At 59.3% G+C, this 13,705-nt stretch carries 12 protein-coding genes and 1 pseudogene; 8 read left to right on the plus strand and 5 right to left on the minus strand.

What is annotated here, in order from left to right:
* Positions 1 to 2 precede the first annotated feature (2 nt).
* The 4 genes from EKN83_RS06755 to yagE form a co-directional block, all read right to left on the minus strand.
* On the minus strand, positions 3 to 1,613 hold the full coding sequence (locus EKN83_RS06755; protein WP_126800559.1) for a glycoside hydrolase family 43 protein: 1,611 nt from the start codon (positions 1,611 to 1,613) through the stop codon (positions 3 to 5).
* An 11-nt stretch (positions 1,614 to 1,624) separates the two neighbouring features.
* Positions 1,625 to 3,007 carry an MFS transporter gene (locus tag EKN83_RS06760; protein WP_025759891.1) on the minus strand — a complete coding sequence of 461 codons (1,383 nt, stop codon included), beginning with the start codon at positions 3,005 to 3,007 and terminating at the stop codon, positions 1,625 to 1,627.
* 225 nt (positions 3,008 to 3,232) lie between these two features.
* Positions 3,233 to 5,200, minus strand: a complete 1,968-nt coding sequence (yagF, locus tag EKN83_RS06765) for a xylonate dehydratase YagF (protein ID WP_126800560.1) — start codon at positions 5,198 to 5,200, stop codon at positions 3,233 to 3,235.
* Between the two features lie 14 nt (positions 5,201 to 5,214).
* On the minus strand, positions 5,215 to 6,123 hold the full coding sequence (gene yagE, locus EKN83_RS06770; RefSeq protein ID WP_126800561.1) for a 2-keto-3-deoxygluconate aldolase: 909 nt from the start codon (positions 6,121 to 6,123) through the stop codon (positions 5,215 to 5,217).
* A gap of 735 nt (positions 6,124 to 6,858) precedes the next feature.
* Between yagE and arcA the strand changes: the two genes are divergently transcribed.
* The 5 genes from arcA to EKN83_RS06795 all read left to right on the plus strand — a co-directional run bounded on the left by arcA (position 6,859) and on the right by EKN83_RS06795 (position 12,037).
* Complete coding sequence (gene arcA, locus EKN83_RS06775; protein ID WP_050871229.1) at positions 6,859 to 8,079, plus strand: arginine deiminase; 1,221 nt, start codon at positions 6,859 to 6,861, stop codon at positions 8,077 to 8,079.
* A gap of 9 nt (positions 8,080 to 8,088) precedes the next feature.
* On the plus strand, positions 8,089 to 9,000 hold the full coding sequence (gene arcC / locus EKN83_RS06780) for a carbamate kinase (protein WP_126800562.1): 912 nt from the start codon (positions 8,089 to 8,091) through the stop codon (positions 8,998 to 9,000).
* 26 nt (positions 9,001 to 9,026) lie between these two features.
* A complete protein-coding gene (argF, locus tag EKN83_RS06785) occupies positions 9,027 to 10,031 on the plus strand; it encodes an ornithine carbamoyltransferase (RefSeq protein WP_095449569.1) in 1,005 nt (334 codons plus the stop codon).
* A gap of 47 nt (positions 10,032 to 10,078) precedes the next feature.
* Entirely contained in the window at positions 10,079 to 11,482 is a 1,404-nt protein-coding gene (locus EKN83_RS06790) for a YfcC family protein (protein ID WP_126800563.1), read from the plus strand.
* Between the two features lie 75 nt (positions 11,483 to 11,557).
* Positions 11,558 to 12,037, plus strand: a complete 480-nt coding sequence (locus EKN83_RS06795) for an arginine repressor (protein ID WP_025759899.1) — start codon at positions 11,558 to 11,560, stop codon at positions 12,035 to 12,037.
* A gap of 3 nt (positions 12,038 to 12,040) precedes the next feature.
* Here EKN83_RS06795 and EKN83_RS23670 read toward each other — a convergent pair.
* A pseudogene (locus EKN83_RS23670) lies at positions 12,041 to 12,158 on the minus strand (hypothetical protein).
* On the opposite strand from EKN83_RS23670, the gene EKN83_RS06800 reads away from it, so the two are divergent.
* The 3 genes from EKN83_RS06800 to pyrI are packed head-to-tail and all read left to right on the plus strand — an operon-like array spanning position 12,138 to position 13,683.
* Entirely contained in the window at positions 12,138 to 12,242 is a 105-nt protein-coding gene (locus EKN83_RS06800) for a pyrBI operon leader peptide (RefSeq protein ID WP_022646880.1), read from the plus strand. The pseudogene EKN83_RS23670 and the gene EKN83_RS06800 sit on opposite strands and share 21 nt — an antisense overlap.
* A 34-nt stretch (positions 12,243 to 12,276) precedes the next feature.
* Positions 12,277 to 13,209, plus strand: a complete 933-nt coding sequence (gene pyrB, locus EKN83_RS06805; protein ID WP_025759900.1) for an aspartate carbamoyltransferase — start codon at positions 12,277 to 12,279, stop codon at positions 13,207 to 13,209.
* A gap of 12 nt (positions 13,210 to 13,221) precedes the next feature.
* Positions 13,222 to 13,683, plus strand: coding sequence for an aspartate carbamoyltransferase regulatory subunit (pyrI, locus tag EKN83_RS06810; RefSeq protein ID WP_025759901.1), 462 nt, complete (start codon positions 13,222 to 13,224; stop codon positions 13,681 to 13,683).
* Positions 13,684 to 13,705 lie beyond the last annotated feature (22 nt).

Here is a 13,705-nt window from a genome sequence, read left to right on the forward strand (position 1 = left end):
CGTTAGGCCGGCTCGTAGGTGAAGTAGTCGAAGTCCGCGTGACAGCCGTCGCCGCTGATATCCTCGCAGTGCAGCCCCACAAACGCGCCGGTGAAGAAGCCGCGCCCGCCAATGTAGTCGTCCGACAGTTTCCATGCCTCATACGTTACCGGCACGGCGTGCCACGTCTCGCCGTCGAACGAGTAGCTGTAGCGGTAGACCAGCGTATCCACATCCACCCGCAGCCAGACGCTCTCCGCATGCTCCGGCACCGGAATGGGCTGCTCGTGCAGCGGCCACGACGGCACGTTGTGGTCGAGCTGGATAACTTTGATGGTTCTCCCCTGCCCCTCCTCGTAGTCCACAAAGCAGTAGCTCCAGTTTTTGCTGTTGTAGTAGCAGGTCAGCCCCGCGCTCTGCTGGAAGTGGACCGGCGAGAACTGCATTCGCGTCTCAGCCCGGAAGGTGAAGTGCTGCCAGCGGCGCGCCACGGTTGACTGGGTGAAGGTCGAGTTGAGCGAGTCGTTGCCGTAGAGCCGTAAGAAGCCCGGGCGCGCGGTGAGCGAACCGAGGGTGTCGTCGAACGGAATGCGCAGGGTCTGCAGTTCCGGGTCAAGCGAACTGGCGTCGAAGTCCTCCCGCCAGTTGCCCTGAACGGCGGCAGGCTGCTCGGCTACCTGCGGGCCTTTCACGGTCAGCTGCGCGTGCTTGCCGCCTTCCACATACGGCCAGCCGTCGCGCCATTCAATGCGGGCGATGCCGGTCTCGCGCCCCAGCGGACAGTAGCCGCGCCCGCCGGAGGCCAGCAGCGGCACGCCGGGCAGGCGCAGCGGGCGGCTGGTGAGGTAGGCCATGTACCATTCTCCGGTATGGGTCTGCAGCAGCGAGCCGTGGCCGCTCTTCTGTAGCGGGTTCTCCGGCAGGTGCCAGCTGGTCATCATCGTCACGTCCGGGTGCAGCTCGTACGGCCCGTCGATATTTTTTGAACGCAGCACCACCACGGCGTGCTCGTAGCTGGTGCCGCCCTCGGCCACCATCAGGTAGTACCATCCCGCATGGCGATACAGGTGCGCGCCCTCGGTGTAGCAGAGCGGCGTGCCGGTAAACAGCGTTTTGCGCTCGGGCGAGAGGGTGCCGGTCTGCGGATCAAACTCCTGCAGCACGATGGTGTTGTACGGGTTGCTGTGGTGGCGCGGCCCCCACGGGCGGTAGAGGTAGTACTTGCGGCCATCGTCGTCGTGGAACAGGGACGGGTCAAACCCGCCGTTACCCATCGGGATCGTGTCGCTCCACGGCCCCTCGATGGACGGCGCGGTGACGAGGAAGTTACGGCCGTTTTTCCACGGCGAGTCGACAATCTTCACGTCGGTATAGAGCAGCCAGAATTTACCGTCGGCGTAGCTCAGGCACGGCGCCCAGATGCCGCCGGAGTCCGGGTTGCCCTTCATGTCCAGCATCGACACGCGGTCCAGCGGGGTGCTGACCAGCGACCAGTTTTTCAGGTCGCGAGAGTGGTAGATGCGCACGCCCGGGAACCACTCGAAGGTCGAGGTGGCGATGTAGTAGTCCTCGCCCTGGCGGCACAGGGACGGATCCGGGTTAAAGCCGGTCAGAATGGGATTAGTAATTTGCATAGTGCCTCCGGTTAATGGGATGCGGCTGTCGCGGCGTCGGGAACGGCCTCGCCCTGCGCCGCACGGTGCTTGATCAGCTGCTGGCTGATGGCCTCCACGCGGGCATCGGTGAGCTTGTAGAACGACAGCATGATGAACATGCCCGCGTAGAGCACCACCGGCACCACGCAGAACAAAATTTTGATGGTGGTGAGCACCTCGACCGGCTGCACGCTGCTGCTGGCGGAGTAGTTGACGTACGCCAGGATCCAGCCCACCACCGCCCCGCCAATCGCCAGGCCAATCTTCAGGCTGAACAGGTAGGTGGAGAACACCAGCCCGTCGAGGCGGCGCCCGCTACGGCTCTCCTCGTAATCCACCACGTCAGAGGCCATCAGCCACTGCAGCGGCGTGGTGGTGTTAAAGACAAACAGGAACAGGATGTTGAGGGCGAAAATCAGCGCGATATGCTCGGCCGGGGTGATGAAAATCAGCAGGCTGATCAGCGAGTAAGCGACGATGATCCACTTAAAGGCGGTGACGCGGTCGAAGCGGCCCAGCAGGCGGGAGGAGCAGAGCGAGCCGAACATGGTGGCGAGGCTGCCGTAGAGTAAAAACTGGGTCGCCATCTCCGGGTGATCCATCACGTATTTCACGAAGTAGAGCGTCGCCCCGCCGCGCACCACGTTGGAGCAGGTCGCCATCATCTTGAACGCGCACATGATGCGCCACTGGCCGTTGCCGAGCAGCAGTTTGAGATCTTTCGCCACCGACGAGCCCGGCTGCACCTCAAAGGTGTAGCGCTCTTTAGTGGTGAAGAAGCAGACGTAGAGCAGCACCACGCCGGTCAGGCCCAGCACGCACATGGCGCCAAAATAGCCCACCTGCTCGTCCCCTTTGCCGATGATGCTCACCAGCGGCAGCGCGATGCCGCTGATGGCAAGCGAGCCCGCCGCCGCGAGGAAAAAGCGCCACGACTGCAGGGCGTGGCGCTCTTTCGGGTCGGCGGTGATGACGCCCGGCATGGCGCAGTACGGTACGTTAACGAAGGTGTAGACCAGGGTCAGGAGAATATAGGTCACGCAGGCATAGATGATTTTTCCCTGCGCGGAAAAGTCCGGCGTGTAGAAGGTCAGTACGCAGACGATGCCAAACGGGATGGCGCCCCACAGCAGGAACGGGCGGAACTGACCGTGCCGCGTGCGGGTGCGGTCTACCAGCAGCCCCATCAGCGGGTCGGTCACGGCATCCAGCACGCGGGAGATTAAAAACAGCGTGCCCATAATGCCCGCCGACAGGCCGAAGACGTCGGTGTAGAAATAGGCCAGCAGGAACATCGTGGCCTGCCAGACGAAGCCGCAGGCGGTGTCACCGAGCCCGTAGCCAATTTTGTCTTTCATGGTTAATTGCGTCATCAGAATTACACCCTTATGTAGTGTGCTGAATTACAACATCGTGTTAATGGAGTGTAATGAGCTGTTCAATTAACCAGCAATGGTCATATCTTATTTCCGAATTACGTTATTTTGCTTTTGTGACGCCAACGATATATCGTAACTTATTGTTTAAATTATGAAATTACAGGCAAGCGAAAACCGTCCGCGGAATATTTTCCGCAGACGGTTTCATCTAAAAAATAATTAAATGCCGAGCGCTTTTTTACCGGCGTTAATTACCTCAATGATTTTATCGGTGTCATAAATACAGCCTTTCCAGGTGCCGCCGCTTACCGACTGCAGTGCCGCCCACAGACGGGTATCGTCCGGCAAAAAGTCGTGGGCGTGCAGGTCCGGGTGCGTCTGTCTTACTGCCAGCTCGCGCGCGCCCTCTTCCGGCGTCAGCGGGTTTTCTGCCGTGCCGATAAAGTTGACGCTGCCCGTCAGGGTCAGACGGTCGACCACAATCTCGATGATGTCATTGTCGCGCAGCTTGCCAATCGGCCCGCCTGCCAACGCCTCCGGCGACACGTGGCCGAAGCAGGCACCTGTCGATACCCCCGAGAAGCGCGCATCGGTGATTAACGACACCGTTTTGCCCCACGAGATATGCTTCAGCGCGGAGGTAAGCTGGTAGGTCTCCTCCATGCCGGTGCCGGACGGGCCGCCGCCGATCACCACCATGATATCGCCCTGCTTAATCTCTTCCCGCTTGATGGCCTTAATCGCCTGCGCTTCCGAGACAAACACCCGCGCCCTGCCGGTATGGCGGTAAACGCCATCGTCACCCACTACAGACGGATCAATAGCCGTGGCCTTGATCACCGAACCCTCCGGCGCGATGTTGCCCGTCGGGAAGCAGACCGTCGAGGTCAACCCTTTCACTTTTGCCTTCTCCGGCGGCAGGATCACGTCATCCGGTTCCACGCCGTCCTGCGCGCGCAGGCACTGGCGGAAGCGCTTACGTCGCTCGGACGTCTGCCACCAGTCGAGGTTCTCACCTACCGTCTGGCCGGTCACGGTCATGGCGTCCAGGTGCAGCAGCCCGAGATCGCGCAGGTGGAGCATCACCTCCGGCACGCCGCCGGCGAGGAATGCCCGCACGGTCGGATGGTAGTCCGGGCCGTTGGGCAGCACGCTCACCAGGCGCGGCACCTTACGGTTGATGCGCGTCCAGTGTTCAACATCCGGAATAGTGCAGCCCGCCGCGTGGGCGATGGCCGGAATGTGCAGCAGTAAATTGGTCGAGCCGCCGAACGCCGCGTGGATCACCATCGCGTTTTCGATGGCTTTATCGGTGAGGATATCGCGCGTGGTGATGCCGCGGTTATCCAGCTCGCTCACCGCCCGCGCCGACTGGCGGGCGATCTCCAGCCACACTGCCTGTCCGGACGGTGCCAGCGCGGAGTGCGGCAGCGCCAGACCCAGCGCTTCCGCGACCACCTGCGAGGTGCCCGCCGTGCCGAGGAACTGGCAGCCGCCCCCCGGCGACGCGCAGGCGCGACAGCCCAGCTCGGCGGCCTCCTGCAACGAGAGTTCATGGTTGGCGAAGCGCGCGCCGATGGTCTGCACCTTGCCCGCGTCTTCCCCCACGGTCGGCGGCAGCGTCGCCCCGCCCGGCACCAGAATGGTCGGCAGGTCGTGCATCGAGGCCAGGGCGATCATGGTGGCGGGCAGCCCTTTGTCGCAGGTTGCGACGCCAATCACCGCCCGGCGCGTCGGCAGGGAGCGTATCAGGCGGCGAAACACGATCGCCGCGTCGTTGCGGTACGGCAGGGAGTCGAACATGCCGTGCGTGCCCTGCGAGCGCCCGTCACACGGATCGCTGACAAAGGCCGCAAACGGGATCCCGCCGTTGCGGGTGATCTCCTTCGCCGCCGCCTGCATCTGCATGCCGATCTCCCAGTGCCCGGTGTGGTAGCCCAGCGCGACCGGGCGTCCGTCTCCGGCGCGGATGCCGCCCTGGGTGCCGATAATCAGCACCTCTTTACCGGTCAGCTTATTGGCATCCCAGCCCATCCCGGCGTTCTGCGTCATGCCGAACAGGTTGCCGCTGGGGGATTCCATCAGCATCTGCGGGGTCAGCGGCAGCGCGCCCTGCGGCCCCGCCGCATGGGTGATCACCGCATAAAACGCATCATCCTGCGGGGTGAAAATTTTCTCGATGGTCATGGTTATCGTCCGGCTCAGCAGAGCTTGAGCTGTTGCAGCAGGGTTTTCAGCTGCGCCTTACGCGGCTCGTCCAGCGGTGACGCGGGCGGCAGCACGTGCGTGGAAATCGGGCGGCCGCAGAGCACAATCGCCTCTTTAATCACGTTCACAAACGGCGTATCCAGCTGATACATCTGCGGAATTTGCAGTAAGGTCTGATGATACTCAGCCGCCTTCGCCACGTCTTTATCCCGCCAGGCTTTCAGCAGATTCACCGACACCTGCGGAGCAAAGTTGCCGCTCGCCGAGATCGCCCCGTCGCCGCCGAGCAGCAGGGTATTAAAGAGATGATCGTCGTAACCGCACAGCACGGTAAAGTGCGGATGCGCCGCTTTGACGGTGTGGATCATGCTGCGCAGATGGGCGACAGAGTCGATGGTGTCTTTGATGCCGATAATATTGCTGCGCGAGTCGGCCAGGGTTTTCACCAGCGCCGGGGTCAGATCCTGCCCGGTCAGCGCCGGGAAGTTATAGAGGATCACCGGCAGCGTCACGCTGTCGGCCACCTGTTCGAAGTAGCGAATCAGATTCGCTTCCGACACTTTCCAGTAGTAGGGGTTGATCACCACGATGCCGTCCGCACCCGCCTGCTGGGCGTGCTGGCTCAGTTCAATGGTTTCCCGGGCGTTGGTGCCGCCGGTGCCGATCAGCACCGGCACGCGACGATCGACATGATCGATAGCAAAGCGGGCAATGGTTTTACGCTCTTCGGCGCTGAGCTGGGAAAATTCGCCGCCGCTGCCGAGGAAGAACAGGCCGTCAACGCCTGCGGCGATCAGATCGTCGATCAGCGCGGCGGTGCCCGGCTTATCGAGCTGGCCATCGGCGGTAAATATGGTGGAGACAGGGGGAATGATCCCCGTGAACAACGCGGACTGCGGCATGAGATCTCCTTGCTGAATCATTTTGTTCTACATTATAGAACAGCGTTCATTAATTTAACGATCATACTATGACGCAGAAAAAGCGCAGGTAAATGGGAAGGGTTGAGGGAGTGCGGGAAATTTAAGCTGGATCACATTTTGTGAGGGGAAGTGCCCCAGCGCATGTTTATCGGGCGCGGTGTTAATTTGCTGTTAATCCCTCGCAGGCATTTATGCAGTAGTTATGCATAACCTCAGCGCGGCGTAATGACACCGTGGCGCTAAGTTGCTGATCGTACTGCTTTCATCATAAAACTCGCGGCAGCTTCACACTTTATCATTTTAATAATTTGCTAATAAATCCCATAATTATTTATTGATTTTTCTTAAGTCAAAAATAGTTAATTGATAATTATGCATAGTCATTCCACTTAGATAATTAAATCATTTAAAATCAATCATATAACAAATTATGTCAAAGCATTAAATTCTACAAAATAATAACAAACCCAAATAATGCCAACGGATCCTGCTTAGCTATTCACCCGCCAACAATATCAAATTAATCATTATCTGATGCGAATCATGCAAATGAAAACAAATCCTCCGATCGCTAATTTCACGTGAGCAACATCACAATACGGTTTATTTAAGCGCCTACTATTGACCACGAAATCAATTGAGCTTAGCCGCCATGCAATTAAGCAAATATGGCGCATGCCCTTTTTATTCTGAAAAACAGTTAAAGGAATAATTATGGAAAAGCATTATGTCGGTTCTGAAATTGGTCAATTGCGTAGCGTTATGCTGCACCGCCCAAATTTAAGTCTGAAACGGTTAACGCCGTCGAATTGCCAGGAGCTGCTTTTCGATGACGTGCTCTCGGTTGAACGGGCGGGTGAAGAGCATGACATTTTCGCAAACACGCTGCGCGAGCAGGGTGTGGAAGTCCTGCTGTTGACCGACCTTCTGACGCAAACCCTTGATATCGCAGAGGCGAAAGCCTGGCTATTGGAGACGCAAATCTCCGACTATCGCCTCGGCCCCACCTTTGCCGGCGACGTCCGCGGCTGGCTGGCGGATATGCCGCACCGCGAACTGGCGCGCAGATTAAGCGGCGGATTAACCTACGGTGAAATTCCGGCGGCCATTAAAAATATGGTCGTCGATACCCACACGGCGAATGATTTTATTATGAAGCCGCTGCCAAACCATTTATTTACTCGTGATACTTCGTGCTGGATTTATAACGGCGTGTCCATTAACCCGATGGCCAAACCGGCCCGGCAGCGCGAAACCAACAACCTGCGGGCAATATATCGCTGGCACCCGGCATTCGCCGACGGGGAATTTATTAAGTATTTCGGCGATGAAAATATTAATTACGACCACGCCACTTTAGAAGGCGGTGACGTATTAGTGATTGGCCGCGGCGCGGTGTTGATCGGCATGTCCGAACGCACCACCCCGCAGGGGGTGGAGTTTCTCGCCAACAGCCTGTTCAAACACCGCCAGGCCGAGCGCGTGATCGCCGTTGAGCTGCCAAAACACCGCTCCTGCATGCACCTCGACACCGTGATGACCCACATCGATGTCGACACCTTCTCCGTCTACCCGGAAGTGGTGCGCAAAGACGCCCAGTGCTGGACGCTCACCCCGGATGGCCGCGGCGGCCTGCTGCGCACCCAGGAAACCGACCTGCTGCACGCCATTGAAAAAGCCCTCGGCATTAACCAGGTGCGTCTGATCACCACCGGTGGCGACGCCTTTGAGGCCGAACGCGAGCAGTGGAACGACGCCAATAACGTACTGACCATTCGCCCGGGCGTGGTGATCGGCTACGAGCGCAACGTCTGGACCAACGAGAAGTACGACAAGGCCGGTATCACCGTGCTGCCCATCCCGGGCGACGAGCTGGGACGCGGGCGCGGCGGCGCGCGCTGCATGAGCTGCCCGCTGGAACGCGACGGAATTTAAGGAGCCATCATGGAACGAAAACCCACTCTGGTTGTGGCCCTGGGCGGCAACGCCCTGCTCAGGCGCGGCGAACCGTTAGAGGCCGACATCCAGCGCCAGAACATTGAGCTTGCCGCCCGCACCATCGCCGGGCTGACGGCGCAGTGGCGCGTGGTGCTGGTGCACGGCAACGGGCCGCAGGTCGGGCTGCTGGCGCTGCAGAACAGCGCCTACGACAAAGTTGCCCCTTATCCGCTGGACGTTCTCGGCGCGGAAAGCCAGGGGATGATCGGCTACATGCTCCAGCAGGCGCTGAAAAACAGCCTGCCCCAGCGCGAGGTGAGCGTCCTGCTCACTCAGGTGGAGGTGGACGCCGCCGACCCGGCCTTCAGCAACCCGACCAAGTACATCGGCCCAGTCTACAGCGAAGCGCAGGCAAAAACGCTGGCCGCGGAGAAAGGCTGGGTGTTCAGGCCCGACGGCGGCTATTTCCGCCGCGTGGTGCCCTCTCCACAGCCGAAGCGCATCGTTGAGCGCGACGCCATCTCGGCGCTTATCCAGCGCGACCACCTGGTGATCTGCAACGGCGGCGGCGGCGTGCCGGTGGTGGAAAACGCCAACGGCTATCGCGGGATTGAGGCAGTGATCGACAAAGACCTCTCCGCCGCTCTGCTGGCGCGCCAGATCGAGGCCGATGCCCTGCTGATCCTCACCGATGCCGACGCGGTGTACCTCGACTGGGGCAAACCGACCCAACGCCCGCTGGCGCAGGTGACGCCTGAACTGCTCAGAGGCATGCAGTTCGACGCCGGATCGATGGGGCCAAAGGTGGCCGCCTGTCGCGAGTTCGTTGAAGCCTGCAACGGGATTGCCGGAATTGGCGCGCTGGCCGACGGCGCGGAGATCCTGGCGGGCGAGAAAGGCACGTTGATTCGTAACTGAACACACATTTTAAAAGGGATTAACCCATGACCATCAACCTGAAAAACCGCAACTTCCTCAAACTGCTGGACTACACCCCGGCAGAGATCCAGTACCTGATCGACCTCGCCATTGAGCTGAAGGCCGCCAAAAAAGCCGGGCGCGAGAAGCAAACCCTGGTCGGGAAAAACATCGCCCTGATCTTTGAAAAAACCTCCACCCGCACCCGCTGCGCCTTTGAAGTGGGCGCGTTCGACCAGGGCGCGCAGGTCACCTACCTCGGCCCAAGCGGCTCGCAGATCGGCCATAAAGAGTCGATGAAAGACACCGCCCGCGTATTAGGCCGCATGTATGACGGCATCGAATACCGCGGCTATGGGCAGGCCATCGTCGAGGAGCTGGGCGAGTATGCGGGCGTGCCGGTGTGGAACGGCCTGACCGACGAATTCCACCCAACGCAAATCCTCGCTGACCTGATGACCATGCTGGAGCACTCGCCGGGTAAAACCCTGCCGGAGCTGAGTTTTGCCTATCTCGGCGACGCGCGAAACAACATGGGCAACTCGCTGATGGTCGGTGCGGCCAAAATGGGGATGGATATCCGCCTCGTCGCGCCGAAATCCTTCTGGCCGGAAGCAGGTCTGGTTGAGCAGTGCCGCGCCATCGCTAAAGAGACGGGGGCGCGCATCACCCTTACCGACGACGTGGAAGAGGGCGTGAAGGGAGCGGATTTCCTCTACACCGATGTGTGGGTCTCCATGGGCGAGCCGAAGGAGGCCTGGGCCGAGCGCGTCAGCCTGATGAAGCCGTATCAAATCAACGCGCACGTCATGAAAGCCACCGGCAACCCGAACGTCAAGTTTATGCACTGCCTGCCGGCGTTCCACAACGAGCACACCAAAGTGGGCCGTGAAATCGAGATGGCCTACGGCCTGAAGGGGCTGGAGGTGACGGAAGAGGTCTTTGAATCACCAAACTCCATCGTCTTCGACGAAGCTGAGAACCGCATGCACACCATTAAAGCGGTCATGGTGGCGACACTCGGCGACTAATCACCGCCCGGCGCGCCGCGGGGTGCGCCGGGTTTAAGGAGAACATCATGGGCAAGTTCAAGTTTCCCTCCGCTTACACCATTCTCTTCTTTCTGATTGCCGTCGTCGCCGCGCTGAGCTGGATCATCCCGGCCGGTCAGTACCAGATGGCAATGAACGAGGCATTAGGCAAAGAAGTGCCGGTTGCCGGCACCTACGCGCACGTGGCGGCCCATCCGCAGGGCCTCGTTTCCGTCCTGATGGCACCCATCGCCGGGCTGTACGATCCGGTTTCTGGCCAGGCCGGGGCGATCGACGTGGCGCTGTTTATTCTGATCATCGGGGGATTTCTCGGGATCGTCACCAAAACCGGGGCGATTGACGCTGGGATCGAGCGCGTCACCACCCGGCTGTGCGGACGCGAAGAGTGGATGATCCCGATCCTGATGGCGCTGTTTGCCGCAGGCGGCACGATTTACGGCATGGCCGAGGAGTCGCTGCCCTTCTACACCCTGCTGGTGCCGGTCATGCTGGCCGCCCGGTTCGACCCGGTTGTCGCCGCCTCCACCGTGCTGCTCGGCGCGGGGATCGGCACGCTCGGCTCCACCATTAACCCGTTTGCGACGGTGATCGCTGCCAACGCCGCCGGGATCCCCTTCACCAACGGCATCATGTTGCGCATCGCGCTGCTGGTGATTGGCTGGGTCATCTGCGTGGCATGGGTGATGCATTACGCCCGTAAGGTGCGTCAGGACCCGTCGCTGTCGATCGTCGCCGACAAGCAGGAGGAGAACCGCGCCCATTTCCTCGGCAACAAAGGGGAGCAGTCGCTGGAATTTACCCCGGTGCGCAAAATCATCCTCGTTATTTTTGCCCTCGCCTTCGCGGTGATGATTTACGGCGTGGCGGTGCTGGGCTGGTGGATGGCGGAGATCTCGGCGGTGTTTCTCGCCAGCGCCATCATCGTGGGGCTTATCGCCCGCATGAGCGAAGAGGAGCTGACCTCGACGTTTATCAACGGCGCACGAGATTTGCTGGGCGTCGCGCTGATTATCGGCATTGCGCGCGGTATCGTAGTCATCATGGATAAGGGCATGATTACCCACACCATTTTGCACAGCGCGGAAGGGCTGGTCAGCGGGTTGTCCACGGTGGCGTTTATCAACGTGATGTACTGGCTGGAGGTCGTGTTGTCATTTCTTGTGCCTTCTTCATCCGGCCTGGCCGTTCTGACGATGCCGATCATGGCACCGCTGGCCGATTTCGCTAACGTCAACCGCGACCTGGTGGTGACGGCTTACCAGTCTGCCTCCGGCATCGTAAACCTCGTCACGCCAACCTCAGCCGTGGTGATGGGCGGTCTGGCTATCGCCCGGGTGCCTTACGTGCGTTACCTGAAATGGGTGGCGCCGCTGCTGGCGATCCTGACGGTGGTGATTATGGTGGCGTTAAGCCTGGGGGCGGTGTTGTGATGTGTTGACGTTGTAGGCCCGGTAAGCGTAGCGCCACCGGGCGTTTTGTTTCAGCCACTTACATGGGAAATAGTTATGACGGAATATGGTGATTACTCTCCAAAAGAACAACTCCAGTTGACGGTCTGTCAGCGCCTGATTGCAGAAAAGAGCTATATCTCCCAGGAAGAGATCCGCCGCGACCTGCAGGAGAGAGGGTTTGACAGCATCAGCCAGTCGACCGTTTCGCGTCTGCTGAAGTTGCTCGGAGTCATAAAAATTCGAAATGCTAAAGGGCTAAAGATTTATTCGTTGAATCCTCAACTGCGCCCTGCTCCCGACGCCGCACGCACCGTTTCGGAAATGGTGGTGAGCGTCGAGCATAATAGCGAATTTATCCTTGTGCACACCGTGGCCGGATATGGCCGCGCGGTGGCGCGCATTCTGGATTATCACCAGCTTCCGGAAATTTTAGGCGTGGTGGCCGGCAGCAGTATCGTCTGGGTCGCCCCCCGGGTGGTGAAGCGCACCGCGCTGGTGCATAAGCAAATTAATTATTTACTCAGAACGAATTAATATTCACAAAGAACCGTTTGCATTGAGTAAAGCGTGCATTAAATCGCTTGATCCGCAAAGCGAGCTGCGTATAATGCCCCACAATTTGCCGGGAGGAAGCATGGTCAAGCGTGTACGACACAACGTCTTACCGCGTCTGAAATCAGACGCTGGCCTGCCGTTTTTCTTCCCGTTGCTCAATCTATTCCCAGAGCCCCTCATTTGAGGGGCTTTTTTTTGCCCGGCGTCAGGAGATAAACATGAATCCGCTTTATCAAAAACACATCATTTCCATAAACGACCTCAGCCGCGAAGAGCTGGAACTGGTTCTGGAAACCGCGGCAAAACTGAAGGCTAATCCGCAACCGGAGCTGCTGAAGCACAAGGTGATTGCAAGCTGCTTCTTTGAAGCCTCCACCCGCACCCGCCTCTCCTTTGAAACCTCGATGCACCGCCTGGGCGCGAGCGTGGTGGGCTTCTCGGACAGCAGCAACACGTCGCTGGGTAAGAAAGGCGAAACTCTGGCGGATACCATTTCAGTAATCAGCACCTATGTGGACGCGATCGTGATGCGTCACCCGCAGGAGGGCGCGGCGCGCCTGGCAACCGAGTTTTCCGGCGGCATTCCGGTACTGAACGCCGGTGACGGTGCCAACCAGCACCCGACGCAGACCCTGCTGGATCTGTTCACCATTCAGGAAACTCAGGGCACGCTTGAGAACCTGAACATCGCCATGGTCGGCGACCTGAAATATGGCCGTACTGTCCACTCCCTGACCCAGGCGCTGGCGAAATTTAACGGTAACCGCTTCTTCTTCATCGCCCCGGACGCGCTGGCCATGCCGCAGTACATCCTCGACATGCTGGACGAAAAAGGCATTCAGTGGAGCCTGCATGCGAGCATCGAAGAGGTGATGAGCCACGTGGATATTCTGTACATGACCCGCGTGCAGAAAGAGCGTCTGGACCCGTCCGAATATGCCAACGTGAAGGCGCAGTTTGTGCTGCGCGCCAGCGACCTTGAGGGGGCGCGCGACAATATGAAGGTCCTGCACCCGCTGCCGCGCATCGACGAGATCACCACAGATGTGGATAAAACGCCGCACGCCTGGTACTTCCAGCAGGCCGGGAACGGCATCTTCGCCCGCCAGGCGTTACTGGCACTGGTTCTGAATCGCGAATTAGCTCTGTAAGGGGAGACGACCATGACACACGATAACAAACTCCAGGTTGAAGCCATCAAGCGTGGCACCGTGATTGACCACATCCCTGCGCAGGTGGGCTTTAAGCTGCTGACGCTGTTCAAACTGACCGAAACCGACCAGCGCATCACCATCGGCCTGAACCTGCCGTCAGGCGAGATGGGCCGCAAAGATCTGATCAAGATTGAGAACACTTTCCTGACCGACGAGCAGGTCAACCAGCTGTCGCTGTACGCGCCGGAGGCCACCGTCAACCGCATCGACGAGTATGAAGTGGTCGGCAAATCCCGTCCGAGCCTGCCCGAACGCATTGAGAGCGTGCTGGTTTGCCCGAACAGCAACTGCATCAGCCACGCTGAGCCGGTGTCCTCCAGCTTTGCAGTGAAAAAACGCGCCGATGACATCGCACTCAAATGCAAATACTGCGAAAAAGAGTTTTCTCATTATGTGGTGCTGGCCAACTAATTGAGGTTGGTAATGAAATCCC

Source organism: Enterobacter sp. WCHEn090032 (genome assembly GCF_003986875.1).
GTDB lineage: Bacteria > Pseudomonadota > Gammaproteobacteria > Enterobacterales > Enterobacteriaceae > Enterobacter > Enterobacter sichuanensis.

Coding starts and splice junctions, on each gene's coding strand:
- EKN83_RS06755 (WP_126800559.1), bottom strand. CDS start 1,613: ATGCAAATTACTAATCCCATTCTGACCGGCTTTAACCCGGATCCGTCC.
- EKN83_RS06760 (WP_025759891.1), bottom strand. CDS start 3,007: ATGACGCAATTAACCATGAAAGACAAAATTGGCTACGGGCTCGGTGAC.
- yagF (WP_126800560.1), bottom strand. CDS start 5,200: ATGACCATCGAGAAAATTTTCACCCCGCAGGATGATGCGTTTTATGCG.
- yagE (WP_126800561.1), bottom strand. CDS start 6,123: ATGCCGCAGTCCGCGTTGTTCACGGGGATCATTCCCCCTGTCTCCACC.
- arcA (WP_050871229.1), top strand. CDS start 6,859: ATGGAAAAGCATTATGTCGGTTCTGAAATTGGTCAATTGCGTAGCGTT.
- arcC (WP_126800562.1), top strand. CDS start 8,089: ATGGAACGAAAACCCACTCTGGTTGTGGCCCTGGGCGGCAACGCCCTG.
- argF (WP_095449569.1), top strand. CDS start 9,027: ATGACCATCAACCTGAAAAACCGCAACTTCCTCAAACTGCTGGACTAC.
- EKN83_RS06790 (WP_126800563.1), top strand. CDS start 10,079: ATGGGCAAGTTCAAGTTTCCCTCCGCTTACACCATTCTCTTCTTTCTG.
- EKN83_RS06795 (WP_025759899.1), top strand. CDS start 11,558: ATGACGGAATATGGTGATTACTCTCCAAAAGAACAACTCCAGTTGACG.
- EKN83_RS06800 (WP_022646880.1), top strand. CDS start 12,138: ATGGTCAAGCGTGTACGACACAACGTCTTACCGCGTCTGAAATCAGAC.
- pyrB (WP_025759900.1), top strand. CDS start 12,277: ATGAATCCGCTTTATCAAAAACACATCATTTCCATAAACGACCTCAGC.
- pyrI (WP_025759901.1), top strand. CDS start 13,222: ATGACACACGATAACAAACTCCAGGTTGAAGCCATCAAGCGTGGCACC.